The organism is Caulobacter sp. P1_D6 (genome assembly GCF_056406095.1).
Map to the genome: position 1 here is coordinate 20880 of NZ_JBFUAW010000010.1, position 12326 is coordinate 33205.

A 12326-nucleotide genomic window follows, 5' to 3' on the forward strand; every position below is an offset into this window, starting at 1 on the left:
TGCGAACTGAAAGCGACGGGCGAAAGGCAATGGACGACCGGCTTAAGCCTCCCGGCGCGATCCCCCAAGAGGTATTGCGACCCTGCCTCCGCCCGGGTTGGCGGTCAACAACGGCGGCTCAGGCGGCGGAGGTGGTCAGGCTGTTTCGTTCGGCGGTCGTCAGCGGCCGCCAGCGGCCTTCCGGCAGGTCGCCCAGGACCAGGTCGCCGATGCGGATGCGCAGCAGGTCCACGACGATCAGCTCGACCAGTTCGCACATCCGGCGGATCTGGCGATTGCGGCCTTCCTTGAGGATGAACTTCAGCTGCTGGCGGCCGACGACCTCGACCTGGGCGGGGCGCAGCGCCCGCTCGTCCAGCTCCAGGCCATGGCGCAGCAGGGCCAGCTTCTCGTCGGTGATCCAGCCGTCGACCCAGACCAGATATTCCTTTTCCATGTCCGAGGCCGGGCCGATCACCGCCTTGGCCACCACCCCGTCCTCCGAGAGGATCAGCAGGCCGCGCGAATCCATGTCCAGGCGACCGACCGGGGCCAGGTTGTTGCTGAAGCCGGGGATGACCGGGCTCTGGCCGAACAGCGCCTCGCGGGTCAGCAGGCGCACGGCCGGGACCTGGCCCGTATCGGGCTGGGCCGAGACGATCCCGATCGGCTTGTGGATCATCACCGTCAGCGCGCCTTCCAGCTGGGCCTGGGCGCGGTCGGACAGCACCAGGGTCTGGCCGGGCTCGATCTTGCGGCCGACATCGTCGACCCGCTGGCCGTCGATCGACACCAGGCCCTGGGTGATCAGGGCCTCTGCCTCGCGGCGCGAGCAGACGCCGTTCTGGGCCAGCCAGCGATTGACGCGCTGCGGCTCGGCTTCGTCGTACAGGCGGGTCCAGGCCATGGTCGGGCGTCCAGAGAGGTGAGCGGGCCTGTCTAGGGCCACGCGGGGGCGCTCGGCAACCGTCATGGGCGCAAGGCCGTTGCTTCAGCAGTGCAATTGGGTCTGGAGATTCCGATGACCGACCGCGTCGACAACGACACCGCCCTGGAGGAGGTCCTGGAATTCCTGGCCGATCCGCCCGCGCCGGGCACGCCGGAAGACGCTCGTTTCGGCGACCGTTTGCGGCAGGTGCTGTCGGCCTCGATCGTCGACGATCCGGTCGACGAGGACGACCCGATCCCCAAGGCCGAGCTGGCCTTGGACGATGACCTGCGCCGCAAGCTGGAGGCGGTGGCCAAGCACCGGTCCAGCAATCCGTTCGGCGAGCATCCGGACGGGATCGGGCCGACGTTGGGGATGGATCTGAGGAAGTCATAGGGGCTAGGCCTGCTGTCGGGGACAGGCGCATGCGCCTGTCCCCAGCGTTGGCCGGGACCTAGACCCGCCCGCCTGGACTGTCCTTGAACGTGTCGCCGACCTCGCGGGAATCCCCGCCGTCCGGTCCGGCCGAGCGCCGCTCCTTCTGGCCGGTCTTCTTGGTGTCCTTGTCAGACACAAGTCCGGGACGCTCGCCGGCGGGCAGGGCCTCGTTGGCCTCGCGGCCGGGACTGTTGATCTTGTCGGTCATGAACCCTCTCAGTGATGGGTGGCGTCGCGCTTGCGGGTCGCGGCGGCCTTTTTGGCCGAGGCCGAGCGTTCGGCCGCCGTGCGGGAGGCCGCCGCCTTGCCGCCCTTTTCGCCGCCCTTGTGGGCCGCCGGGTGGCCGGTGTGCTTGCCGCGCCCCGAGCCGCCGGGCTCCTTTCCGCCGCCGTCGTCCTTGTTGACCGTCGCCCAGGCCCGCCGTTCGGCCTCCTTCTCGGAGACGCCGCGCGCTTCGTAGCCTTCGGCGATGTGGTCAGCCTTGCGCTCCTGCTTGTCGGTGTATTTCGACTTGTCGCCCTGGGGCATCGTCGTCCTCCATTCGCTGTGGAGGGAAAATCCGTCGCCGGCGGGTCGGGTTCCTAAAGCCGACCTTCGGAACGGCCTGGATTATCCGGTCGTTCGGAGAGCATGGCGCGCAAGCTCAAGGTGTTCTCCTGGTCCGACGGCCTCCACGACTACACCGTGGCCGCGACCTCGCGCGCCAAGGCCCTGGAGGCCTGGGACGTCGGTCGCGACCTGTTCAAGGACGGCACGGCGCGGGAGCTGTCCGAGGGCGCGAACCACGACGCCGCCGTCGCCGAGCCGGAGACGGTCATCACCACCCCGGCCGGCGGCCTGGGCGCGGCGCTCAAGGCCTTGCCCGCCAAGGCGCGTCGCAAGCCGTCCAAGGTGGAGACGGCGCGGGCGGAGAAGCTGGCGGCCCTGAAGGCGGAGCTCGAGGGCGTCGAGGACGAAGCCGAGGCCTCGGAGCTGGCCTTCGCCGAGCGCCACGCGGCGCTCGACGCCGAGGAAGCGGCGGCGATCGACGGCTTCGCGGCGCGGCGGGTCCAGCTTCAGAAGGCGATCAAGGCGGCGAAGGGCTAGGCGTCGCTATTTCCCCACGCTTTCCAGCAAGCGCAGCCGCGCCACGTCCGGGTCGTCCACGAGCCGAGGTTCCGGCCCGATCAGCATCTTCTTCGGCGCGTCGGGCGAATACGGCGCCCAGGTCGGCAGGCCGGGTCCGTTCGGATCGCCGGTCCGCGCGAAATTGACCCAGTAGGACGACATCTGGTCGGCGACGCGGCGGTCCGTGGCGTCGGTGGTCCAGGCCTTGATGATCTCCGGGTGGTTGAACACGTAGACGATGTCGGCCGAGTGGAAGGCGCCGAAATCCTTGCCGCGATTGGCCGCGCCGAACCAGGCGTCCGGAATCCTGGGCGCATGGTCGAAGCGGTAGACATAGACGGGCGACTTGCCGGTCCGGGTCTGCGCCATGGCCCAGCGCCAGGTCGGCAGGCCCATCCAGAGGTCGCCGGCGTAGGTCTGTCGCGAGGCCTGTTCGATGGCCGGCGTGTGGACCGGATAGAGCGCCAGCGCCTCGCCGACACGGGCCCCGAAGCGCTCGGCCAGCACCTGCTGCAGGGTCTTGTTCCCGAAGTTGCCGAACAGGCTGCCCTCGTCGCGGTTCCAGCCGACCAGCAGCGGCACGTCCGATTGCTCGCGGGCGGCGAAGGTCTGGGCGGCGCCGGCGGGCAGGATCCAGCCGTCCAGGTTGGGGCGGAAGCCGAAGTCGGCGTTCGGCGCGGTGAAGGCGGCCAGGATCTCGGCGGAGGAACGCGCGCGCAGCCTCGCCAGGTCGTCGCCGCCCAGCGACTGGGCGAAGGCTTTGCCGACGGCCTCGGCCTGGGCCAGGGTCTGGTCGTCGCGCGTCATCGAGAAGGCCGATCCGCTCTCGCCGATGGCGCGATGGAACAGGCCCTTGGCTTCCGGCGAGATCATCATCCGGCTGACCGCGTCCGATCCGGCCGACTCGCCGACGATGGTGACGTTGGCGGGGTCGCCGCCGAAGGTCGCGGCGTTGGCCTTCACCCACCGCAGGGCGGCGATCATGTCGGCCAGGGCCTGGTCGCCGCTGGCGTGGCGCGGGCTTTCGGCGGTCAGCTCCGGATGGGCCATGAAGCCGAACACGCCCAGGCGGTAGTTGATGGTCACCACCACCACGCCCTTGCGGGCCAGGGCCTCGCCGTCGTGCCGGGGCTCGGCGCCCGAGCCGGCGCCGTAGCCGCCGCCGTGGATCCAGAAGAACACCGGCAGCTTCTGGCCCGGCTTGGCCGCCGTGCTGACGTTCAGATAGAGGCAGTCCTCGCTCATGGACGGGGTGAACGGGTCGATGTCGTCGTAGCGCTTGGGCTGCAGGCAGTTGGGGGCGTAGGCGTCGACCGGACGCGCGCCGGCCCAGGGCCGCAGCGGCTGCGGCGGCTTCCAGCGGTTCTCCCCGACCGGCGGCGCGGCGTAGGGCAGGCCCTTGTAGACCCGCACGCCGTCGGCGGTCGGCGCGGCGTGGGCGATCTCGCCGCCGGTGACCTTCAGGGTCTGGGCGGCGACGGGCGTGGCCAGCAGGGCCGCCGCCAGGACGGGCAGGGCGAGGGCGCGAAGGATCATGGACGGCTCCAGCGATGCGGAGCCGGGATCATGGCTGATTCAGCGGCGCTGTCGCCAATCCATTCAAGGAGGGGCCATTCAAGGACGGGCCATTCCAGGGTGGGCCGTTCAGGGACGGGCGGTCGCCGGACCCTCGGCCGCCACCCAGGTCAGGAACGCGCTCTGGAAAGGCGACAGCACCTTGGCTTGCCGGCGCAGGGCGTCGGCGCTCTGGACCTCGCACTTGCCGCCGGCCGTGGCGAAGCCGGCCGGCCGCGGGGTCTGCGACGGACACTGCACCGGCCAGACGACCGCCCGGTCGATCAGGCCGGCGCTGGTCCGGTGGAGGGGACGAAGGGCCAGGTAGCCCGGTTTCAGCGGTCCGCCCTGGGGCGTCGAGGCCGACGGCGGACCGTTGGTGGCGCCGTTGATCAGTTCGACGATCTCAGGGTCTCCGTCGATCAGCAGGTAGTCGCTGGACTTGGGCGGCTGGAGCGCCGCGAGCGATCGCGCCGCCGGACCGAACGCCCGGACCATGGCGGTCTCGGCGTCCCAGCTCATCTTGCCGTGCGCGACCTTCACCGGGGCGGAGCAGTCCGGCAACCGGCCCGATGGGTCGGGCCGGACGTCGCAGCCAGGCCCGGACAAGGCCCAGACGCCGTCGGCCAGGCCATGGGGCGAGGCGTCGGCGGCGGCGAACAACGGCGTTTCGGACACCACGGCGCAGCCCGTCAGCAGGGCGGAGGCCAGGATCAGCGGCAAGACGGGTTTCATGACCGGCCTCCTTCGGGAGAGCGGAAGGCGCGGCGCGACCTTCGCTGTCCGGAGGGTCGGCGCGGCGTGTTGCGGGATGATTGCAGCGCCGTTTCAGACGCGCTCGACCACCATCGCGATGCCCTGGCCCACGCCGATGCACATGGTCGCCAGGCCGTAGCGGGCGCCGCGGCGGTGCAGTTCCTCGACCAGGGTCAGGCCCAGGCGGGCGCCGCTCATGCCCAGCGGATGGCCCAGGGCGATGGCCCCGCCGTTGGGGTTCACGTGCTCGCCGTCGTCGGGCAGGCCCAGGTCGCGCAGCACGGCCAGGCCCTGGGCGGCGAAGGCCTCGTTCAGCTCGACCACGTCGATGTCGCCGATCGAGAGGCCCAGGCGCGCCAGCAGCTTCTGCGTGGCCGGGACGGGACCAATCCCCATCACGCGGGGTTCGACCCCGGCGGCGGCGACGCCCAGGATGCGGGCGCGGGGCGTCAGGCCGTGGGCCTTGGCCGCCGCCTCAGAGGCGACGATCAGGGCGGCCGCCCCGTCGTTGACGCCCGACGCGTTGCCGGCGGTGATCGTGCCGTCGGGGCGGACGATAGGCTTCAAGGCCGACAGCGCCTCGATCGTGGTGACGCGCGGATGCTCGTCGCGGGACACGACCACCGGGTCGCCCTTGCGCTGGGCCAGGGTGACCGAGACGATCTCGGCGTCGAACCGGCCCGAGCCCTGCGCGGCCGCCGCGCGGGCCTGGCTGCGCAGGGCGAAGGCGTCCTGGTCGGCGCGGCTGACCTGCCACGCCTCGGCGACGTTCTCGGCGGTCTCGGGCATGGAGTCGACGCCATAGGCCTTGCGCATGGCCGGATTGACGAAGCGCCAGCCGATCGTGGTGTCGAAGATCTCGGCGTTGCGCGAGAAGGCGCTGTCGGCCTTGCCCATCACGAACGGCGCGCGGCTCATGCTCTCGACGCCGCCGGCGAGCATCAGCTGGGCCTCGCCGGACTTGATGGCGCGGGCGGCCACGCCCAGGGCGTCCAGGCCCGAGCCGCACAGGCGGTTGACGGTCGAGCCCGAGGCGGTGGTCGGCAGGCCGGCCAGCAAAGCTCCCATTCGGGCAATGTTGCGGTTGTCCTCGCCGGCCTGGTTGGCGCAGCCCAGCACCACGTCGTCCAGCGCGCCCCAGTCGACGCCGCCGTTGCGGGCCATCAGGGCCTTGATCGGGATCGCCGCCAGGTCGTCGGCCCGCACGCCCGACAGCGCCCCGCCGTAGCGGCCGATCGGCGTGCGGACGGCGTCGCAGATGAAGGCGTCGGTCACGGCTAGATCCTCGCAAACACTTGTTTGAAGGCAGCCTACCGAGCCCGGCCCAAGGATCAAGGGCCGGCTAGTTGTTGATCTCGATCGTCTCGATCCGCGATTGGGTGGCCTCGGCCTTGCGGTGGCCGGGAACCGGCATCAGCATTCCGACCAGGACGGCGGCCAGGACGGCCAGGGAAATGAAGGCCTTGAGGGCCATGACGCACACGAATTGCTGTTAATCCGACCCTGAAACAGCGCCCCGGTCGGGCGGCGGGTTCCAAAGTCGGCTTCCGTACGCAACGCCTTCACGACCGCGACGGCGCGGGCGAGAGTGGGCGCATGACGTTCGAGATCCGCCAGACCGACCAGCCTTCGCTGGACTCCTACCAGCAGGGCCTGGCCGTGCTGCGTGCGTTCACGGGCGAGGCCGTCGGCCCGCCCGACAACCGCGACTTCGCGCTGCTGATCACAGCTCCGGGCGAGGCGGCCGTCCTGGGCGGCCTTTGGGGGCAGTCGCGGTGGGGCGCCTTCTATGTCGACATGATCGTGGTGCCGGAGGCCTTGCGCGGGACGGGCGTCGGGACCGACCTGATGACCCGCGCCGAGGCCGAGGCGCGGGCGCGCGGCTGCCACCTGATGTGGCTGGACACCTACGCCTTCCAGGCCCGGCCGTTCTACGAGCGGCTGGGCTTCGAGGTCTTCGGCCAGATGGACGGCCCGGCGCCGTTCTATCCGCGGTGGTTCATGCGCAAGGCGCTGGTGTAGCGGGTGGGGACACGCGCATGCGCGTGTCCCCAGATCGTCCTAGGCCGTCACGTAGCGGATCAGGGCCGCCATGTTCTCGATATAGGCGCCGGTCGAGATGCCCGGCTTGGGCACGTCGGCGATGTAGGGCGAGGTGTCGGTGGGATCGCCCACGCGGGTCGCCGAGAACTCGCCCGGGGTCACGGTCATCGAGCCGTCGCCGATATAGGGGTTGCTGACCGCCTTCATCTCGGTTGGCCACCAGCCCTCGGCGTTCAGCTGCGCCATCAGCTTGGCGGCGTCGGCGTCGGTGGTCTTGTCGCTGGTCTTCAGGGCGCCGACGTTCAGGTCGGACACCGAGAGGTCCTTGGTGGTGAAGTAGCGGGGCAGGGGGCGGCTGCCGCCCTTCACTTTCAGCGGCGAGTCCTTGCTGACCACTTCGGGCGGCGTGGCCTTCAGCGTCTCGTAGCGCTTGCGCAGCTTGTCGATGGCGACCGCACGGAACGACGAGTAGTGGACGATCGTGTTCTCCCAGTGCTTGTCGATGAAGTACTCGCCGTTGAACACGTTGGAGCCGCGACGGTGCACGTAGAGCGGCTCGTTGGTGCCGATCTCGATGAAGGTCGGATAGCGCGGCTTGCCCGGGGCGATCTTGTCGTCGAGCTTCAGGCCGGCCAGCCAGTCGATGGTCTCGGGGATGCGGTCCAGGTACTTCGGGTCGCCCGTCAGCTGATAATAGTCCATCAGGTTTTCGAGGTTGCCGGCCGTGGTGTGGCTGGCGAAGGCCTTGGGCTCGTAGGTGCGCGCGCCGGCCGGCTTGAGGTCGGCGACGGTGTGCTGCAGGCCCCAGCCGGGCTGCGGCATCGGCTGGTGGGCGGCGATGTAGATGTCCATGGCGCGCTTGATCGGGTCCAGCACGCGCTTGTCGCCCAGGGTCTGCCAGACCATCAGCAGGAACTTGATGTTCTCGTCGACGACGCCGTCGTTGAAGGTGATGTAGCCCGTGTAGTCGGGGTGGCCCTTGTTCTCGAAGCCGCCCGACAGCGGGAAGCGCTGGGGCCAGCCGCCGTTCGGATACTGGCTGTCGAGAACGAACTGGATGGCCTTGTCCAGCGCCGGCTTGAAGGCCTTGTCCTTCTTTTCCAGATAGATGCGCAGCATCAGCTGGCAGCTCTCGGCGGTGCCCTCGTCGTCGAACGTGGCGTTGCCGTAGTAGTGCTGGAATTCCTCTAGCCGCCAGCCGTTCTTGCCGATGGTGTCGTACCACTTCTGCAGCGACTCCGGCCCGGCCAGGTCGCCCATGTAGTTCCAGCCGCCCGCCGGGTGCTGGATCTTGATCAGCGCTTGAGCGGCTTTGCGGGCCGCCTCGTAGTAATACTCGTCGCCCGTGGCGTGATAGGCGTCGAGGAACAGGTGGCCCATGGTCGCCGTGCCGGGCGGCTGGACCCAGATCATGGTCGGGAAGGCTTCCATCTCGCCGAACCGGCGCGAGAAGTCGGGCAGGTAGCTCCAGACATAGCCGCCCTCGTAGGCGGCCTTCTCGGCCATGAAGGTCGTGGCCTTCTTCATCGTCGCCAGGACCTGGTCCTTGGACGGCGCGGCGCCTTGGGCCAGGGCCTTCAGCGGGGCCATGGCCGCGGCGACGGCGAAGGTGGCGGTGGTCGTCGCCAGCAGGCGGCGGCGTGTGAGGGGGCTAAGCGGCATGGCGACGATACTCTCCCAGGGGCTTTCAGGCCGAAACCCCCCGCGACGCAAGGACGCGGCATGGCGGCTGGGAGAGGAGCGAAGAGGGGTCTTCCAAACCCTCGCGTTCCTGGTCTTCCTCCCGGTCGGTCCTTGCCGAAACCCCTGTCGCCGTTGGGTCGGCGCGGTGTTGTGGACAGTTATGATACCGGTGTCATGACTTGACCAGAGGCTTTTGGTGGAGCTTTGTTATATGACGCCGAGTCATTCTCCTGCGACAGGCCGTCACGTTGTGTCCAACCGACGGGTGGGCGAGAACGGGTCATAGGTTTTGAGGCGACGCCGCCGCGCCGGTTTTGGTAGCGCGCGACGCCGTCCTGTTGGGGAACAGGACGACGGCCCCGGGTCAGGAATGACCCGGGGCCGTTTTCATTTCTGACACCAGTTTCTCGCGTAACGATTTGTTTTTACGTGAGGTTACACCGTTCTGCGACCAGCGGTCACATGGATGGGGTCGTTCATCTCCCGTAAATATTCATCATGCCCAGCCAGCTTGACCACCTGAACGAAGCCGAGCGTCTCGAGCGACAAGCCGAGATCGCCGACAGCGATCACGCTCGCGACGCGCTGCGTCGCATGGCCCAGACCTCGCGTCTGTCGGCGGCCCTGGTCGGCATGCTGGAGGCCAGCCGCGAAGATCATCCGGGCTAGCGCGGCGCGGATCGCCTCATCCTCGCGAAACCCGTCTTCAACATACACGCATGGCTTGAATTGCGACGCGGCACGGTGAACATGGCGTGGTGCAAGGAGACCCTGGTGTCGGGCGAGGGATCGGACAAGGCCGTTCTGAAAGGCGCGGGCGCGTACTTCCTCAGCATCGTGGAAGCCAGTCGCGACTGCATCCGGGTGATCAGCCCGGAGGGCTTCCTCGAATTCATGAACGCCCGCGGCCAGGCGCTGTTCGAGATCGACGACTTCGAAGGCCGCAACCGCAGCCGCTACTGGCCCGACATGTGGCCGCCTGAAAGCCGGGCGGACGTCGAGCAGGCCCTGCGCACCGCCATGAAGGGCGAGGCCGCCGCCTTTCGCGCCATCTGCCCCACCGCCAAGGGCGATCCGCGCTGGTGGGACACCACGGTGTCGCCGATCCTCTCGGAAGAGCCGGGGGAGGAGGGCCGGGTGATCCGCGTCCTGGCCACCTCGCGCGACGTCACCGGCGAGATGCGCGCCGAAGCCCATCGGCAGCTGCTGGTCAACGAACTGAACCACCGGGTGAAGAACACCCTGGCCACCATCCAGTCGATCGCCAGCCAGTCGTTGCGCAACGCCGGCGTCGACATGTCGGTGCGCGGGGCGCTGGAAGGGCGGCTGATGGCGATCGCCGCCACCCACAACGTGCTGACCGACGAGAACTGGTCGGCCGCCAGCCTGCGGCAGATCGTCGACGGCTCGGTCACGCCCTATCGCAACAATTCGGGACAGCTGACCATCAGCGGCGACGACCTGATGGTCTCGCCCAAGCCGGCGGTGGTGCTGGCCCTGGCCTTCCACGAACTGGCGATCAACGCGCTGAAGTACGGCGCGCTGTCGGTCGCGGACGGCAAGGTCGACATCGGCTGGTCGGTGGCGGGGGGCGAACGGCTGGACATCTCCTGGACCGAACAGGGCGGACCGCCGGTCCGTTCGCCCGAGCGGCGGGGGTTCGGTTCGCGGATCATCGAGCTGGCCCTGCCCAACGAACTGGGCGGGGAGGTGGATCTCGACTATCGCCCCGAAGGGCTGCACTGCCGCATCCGCGCGCCGCTGGCGGCCCTGAACCGGGTCGACGCCTTCATGCCGCTGTCCTAGGCGGCCGCCCCAAGACGAGCCAGATCGGGGCGGTCAATGTCCTGACACGGTGAACCCCGATCCTCCTGAGCCGTTGTCCAAGCTTGAGCGGCGTTGAGGTCGCGGAGGCGCGTCGCTGATGATCCCCGAAGGTGCGAAGACAAGGCTGGCGTCCGCCTGGACCGCCGCGCGCGCCTTCGTCGTGCGCCATCGGCTGTGGTTCGGGGCGGGGATCGGCGCCTTGCTGCCGTTGTTGGTCCTGCTGGTCTGGCTGGGCGCCAGCCTGCCGATTTCGCGGGCCCTGGAGCCCCTGCCGAACCGGGCGTTGATCCTGCTGGACGACCAGGGTCGGCCCTTCGCCCGACGGGGGGCGTACAAGGAGRCCCCGGTGGTCATCAAGGCCCTGCCCAAGCACGTGCCGGCCGCCTTCCTGGCCATCGAGGACCGCCGGTTCTACCGCCACATCGGCGTCGACTTCGGCGGCATGGCGCGCGCCCTGGTGGTCAACGCCAAGGCCCATCGCACCGTGCAGGGCGGCAGCACGATCACCCAGCAACTGGCCAAGAACGCCTTCCTCAAACCCGAGCGCAGCCTGCGCCGCAAGGGCCAGGAGGCGATGATCGCCCTGTGGCTGGAGCTGCGGCTGTCCAAGGACGAGATCCTGGCGCGCTATCTCTCCAGCATCTATTTCGGCGACGGGGTCTACGGTCTGGGCGCGGCGGCCCGGCACTATTTCGGCAAGCCGCCCGAGCAGTTGTCGATCGGCGAGGCGGCGATGCTGGCCGGCATGGTCAAGGCGCCGGTCGACCTGGACCCGGTCGACCATCCCCAGGCGGCCGGCGCGCGGGCCAGGCTGGTGCTGGATGCGATGGTGCAGACCAAGGCGATCACCCGCCAGCAGGCCGACGCGGCCGGTCATGTGGTGGTGCGCACCACCCGGGCCGACCTGCCGGTGGGCGGCTATTTCGCCGACTGGATCTCGCCGCAGGTCAAGTCCGCCTTCGACGGGCCGGGCTATGGCGAGGTGCGCGTGCCAACCACCCTGGACAGCCGCCTCCAGCGGATCGTCGAGCGCGCGGTGGCCAAGGACATGAAGGGCGCGGCCAAGGCCAAGGTGGGACAGGTGGCCGTGGTCGCCATGCGTCCGGACGGCCGGGTGGTGGCCATGCTGGGCGGCACGAACTATCGCCAGACCCCGTTCAACCGCGCCGTCCAGGCCCAGCGGCAACCGGGCAGCGCCTTCAAGCTGTTCGTCTATCTGGCCGCCCTGCGCGACGGGGCCACGCCCGACAACCTGGTGATCGGGGACCCGATCACGATCGGCGGCTGGACGCCGGCCAACTACGAGGGCGGCGGCGGGCGCGACCTGACCATCCGCGACGCCTTCGCGGAGTCGAACAACATCATCGCCGCGCGGGTCTACCAGCAGGCCGGCGGTCCCGAGGTGGTGCGGGCGGCGCGGGACCTGGGGATCGTCTCGCCGCTGCGCGAGGACGACGCCACCCTGGCCCTGGGTACGGCCGAGACCAACCTGCTGGAACTGACCGGGGCCTACGCCGCCGTCGCCTCGGGCAAGATGCCGGTCCAGCCCTACGGCCGCGCGCGCGCCACCCCCATCGCCACCGCCGACATGGACACGGCCGAGCGCGCGGCGCTCTACGACCTGCTGGGCGCGGTGGTCGAGGAGGGGACCGGCCGCGCCGCGCGCCTGGGGCAGAAGGCCTATGGCAAGACCGGCACCACCCAGGACTATCGCGACGCGCTGTTCGTCGGCTTCACCGGCGACCTGGTGGTCGGGGTCTGGGTCGGCAACGACGACCACTCGCCGATGAACCGCATGGTCGGCGGCGATCTTCCGGCCCGCATCTGGCGCGACGTGATGACCGCCGGGCTGAAGGCCGGCCTGGTGGCGCGGGACGGTCCGCCGGAGCCGCGCTACGCGCCCGCGCCGGAAGTCGTGGAGGAGGCGGCGCGCCCGAAGCGTGTGCCGAAGTGGATCCGGCGGATCTTCGGGCTCTGATTTCCGCAAGGTCCAGGTTGGTCCAAGCCTTGC

Annotated in this window: 14 protein-coding genes; 6 read left to right on the forward strand and 8 right to left on the reverse strand. The window is 69.6% G+C overall.

Annotated features, from left to right (window positions below; all coding sequences use genetic code 11):
* Positions 1–118: 118 nt before the first annotated feature.
* Entirely contained in the window at positions 119–886 is a 768-nt protein-coding gene (locus tag AC1DYP_RS07040; protein ID WP_477045742.1) for a pseudouridine synthase, read from the reverse strand.
* 114 nt (positions 887–1000) lie between these two features.
* On the opposite strand from AC1DYP_RS07040, the gene AC1DYP_RS07045 reads away from it, so the two are divergent.
* Positions 1001–1303 (forward strand): hypothetical protein, encoded by a 303-nt coding sequence (locus AC1DYP_RS07045; RefSeq protein ID WP_477033440.1) that lies wholly within the window; start codon positions 1001–1003, stop codon positions 1301–1303.
* A gap of 58 nt (positions 1304–1361) precedes the next feature.
* Here AC1DYP_RS07045 and AC1DYP_RS07050 read toward each other — a convergent pair whose 3' ends face one another.
* Both AC1DYP_RS07050 and AC1DYP_RS07055 read right to left on the reverse strand, forming a co-directional pair.
* Positions 1362–1553: a hypothetical protein gene (locus AC1DYP_RS07050; protein WP_477033441.1), complete on the reverse strand. Its 192-nt coding sequence runs from the start codon at positions 1551–1553 to the stop codon at positions 1362–1364.
* 8 nt (positions 1554–1561) lie between these two features.
* Positions 1562–1873, reverse strand: a complete 312-nt coding sequence (locus tag AC1DYP_RS07055; protein ID WP_477045743.1) for a plasmid stabilization protein — start codon at positions 1871–1873, stop codon at positions 1562–1564.
* Positions 1874–1975: 102 nt separating this feature from the next.
* Here AC1DYP_RS07055 and AC1DYP_RS07060 point away from each other — a divergent pair, with 102 nt between their 5' ends.
* Complete coding sequence (locus tag AC1DYP_RS07060) at positions 1976–2431, forward strand: hypothetical protein (RefSeq protein WP_477045744.1); 456 nt, start codon at positions 1976–1978, stop codon at positions 2429–2431.
* Between the two features lie 6 nt (positions 2432–2437).
* Here AC1DYP_RS07060 and AC1DYP_RS07065 read toward each other — a convergent pair whose 3' ends face one another.
* From AC1DYP_RS07065 to AC1DYP_RS07080, 4 genes are all read right to left on the reverse strand, one after another.
* Positions 2438–3988, reverse strand: a complete 1551-nt coding sequence (locus AC1DYP_RS07065) for a carboxylesterase/lipase family protein (RefSeq protein WP_477045745.1) — start codon at positions 3986–3988, stop codon at positions 2438–2440.
* A gap of 108 nt (positions 3989–4096) precedes the next feature.
* Positions 4097–4741, reverse strand: a complete 645-nt coding sequence (locus AC1DYP_RS07070) for a hypothetical protein (RefSeq protein WP_477045746.1) — start codon at positions 4739–4741, stop codon at positions 4097–4099.
* Positions 4742–4834: 93 nt separating this feature from the next.
* The gene (pcaF, locus tag AC1DYP_RS07075) at positions 4835–6037 is read right to left on the reverse strand and encodes a 3-oxoadipyl-CoA thiolase (RefSeq protein ID WP_477045747.1); all 1203 of its coding nucleotides are present in this window, start codon (positions 6035–6037) and stop codon (positions 4835–4837) included.
* A 67-nt stretch (positions 6038–6104) separates the two neighbouring features.
* Positions 6105–6236 carry a hypothetical protein gene (locus tag AC1DYP_RS07080; RefSeq protein WP_477045748.1) on the reverse strand — a complete coding sequence of 44 codons (132 nt, stop codon included), beginning with the start codon at positions 6234–6236 and terminating at the stop codon, positions 6105–6107.
* Positions 6237–6358: 122 nt separating this feature from the next.
* Between AC1DYP_RS07080 and AC1DYP_RS07085 the strand changes: the two genes are divergently transcribed.
* Complete coding sequence (locus tag AC1DYP_RS07085; protein ID WP_477045749.1) at positions 6359–6784, forward strand: GNAT family N-acetyltransferase; 426 nt, start codon at positions 6359–6361, stop codon at positions 6782–6784.
* 39 nt (positions 6785–6823) lie between these two features.
* Here AC1DYP_RS07085 and AC1DYP_RS07090 read toward each other — a convergent pair whose 3' ends face one another.
* The gene (locus tag AC1DYP_RS07090; RefSeq protein ID WP_477033450.1) at positions 6824–8467 is read right to left on the reverse strand and encodes a pectate lyase; all 1644 of its coding nucleotides are present in this window, start codon (positions 8465–8467) and stop codon (positions 6824–6826) included.
* Positions 8468–8986: 519 nt separating this feature from the next.
* Here AC1DYP_RS07090 and AC1DYP_RS07095 point away from each other — a divergent pair.
* From AC1DYP_RS07095 to AC1DYP_RS07105, 3 genes are all read left to right on the forward strand, one after another.
* Complete coding sequence (locus AC1DYP_RS07095; protein ID WP_477033451.1) at positions 8987–9157, forward strand: hypothetical protein; 171 nt, start codon at positions 8987–8989, stop codon at positions 9155–9157.
* A gap of 105 nt (positions 9158–9262) precedes the next feature.
* Positions 9263–10294, forward strand: a complete 1032-nt coding sequence (locus AC1DYP_RS07100; RefSeq protein WP_477045822.1) for a sensor histidine kinase — start codon at positions 9263–9265, stop codon at positions 10292–10294.
* Between the two features lie 118 nt (positions 10295–10412).
* Positions 10413–12293, forward strand: a complete 1881-nt coding sequence (locus AC1DYP_RS07105; protein WP_477045750.1) for a transglycosylase domain-containing protein — start codon at positions 10413–10415, stop codon at positions 12291–12293.
* The last annotated feature ends 33 nt before the right edge of the window (positions 12294–12326 follow it).

Excerpts from the sequence above, each read along its gene's own strand:
- AC1DYP_RS07050 (WP_477033441.1), bottom strand. The coding sequence starts at position 1,553 with ATGACCGACAAGATCAACAGTCCCGGCCGCGAGGCCAACGAGGCCCTG.
- AC1DYP_RS07045 (WP_477033440.1), top strand. The coding sequence starts at position 1,001 with ATGACCGACCGCGTCGACAACGACACCGCCCTGGAGGAGGTCCTGGAA.
- AC1DYP_RS07055 (WP_477045743.1), bottom strand. The coding sequence starts at position 1,873 with ATGCCCCAGGGCGACAAGTCGAAATACACCGACAAGCAGGAGCGCAAG.
- AC1DYP_RS07095 (WP_477033451.1), top strand. The coding sequence starts at position 8,987 with ATGCCCAGCCAGCTTGACCACCTGAACGAAGCCGAGCGTCTCGAGCGA.
- AC1DYP_RS07065 (WP_477045745.1), bottom strand. The coding sequence starts at position 3,988 with ATGATCCTTCGCGCCCTCGCCCTGCCCGTCCTGGCGGCGGCCCTGCTG.
- AC1DYP_RS07080 (WP_477045748.1), bottom strand. The coding sequence starts at position 6,236 with ATGGCCCTCAAGGCCTTCATTTCCCTGGCCGTCCTGGCCGCCGTCCTG.
- AC1DYP_RS07060 (WP_477045744.1), top strand. The coding sequence starts at position 1,976 with ATGGCGCGCAAGCTCAAGGTGTTCTCCTGGTCCGACGGCCTCCACGAC.
- AC1DYP_RS07040 (WP_477045742.1), bottom strand. The coding sequence starts at position 886 with ATGGCCTGGACCCGCCTGTACGACGAAGCCGAGCCGCAGCGCGTCAAT.
- AC1DYP_RS07090 (WP_477033450.1), bottom strand. The coding sequence starts at position 8,467 with ATGCCGCTTAGCCCCCTCACACGCCGCCGCCTGCTGGCGACGACCACC.
- AC1DYP_RS07085 (WP_477045749.1), top strand. The coding sequence starts at position 6,359 with ATGACGTTCGAGATCCGCCAGACCGACCAGCCTTCGCTGGACTCCTAC.
- AC1DYP_RS07070 (WP_477045746.1), bottom strand. The coding sequence starts at position 4,741 with ATGAAACCCGTCTTGCCGCTGATCCTGGCCTCCGCCCTGCTGACGGGC.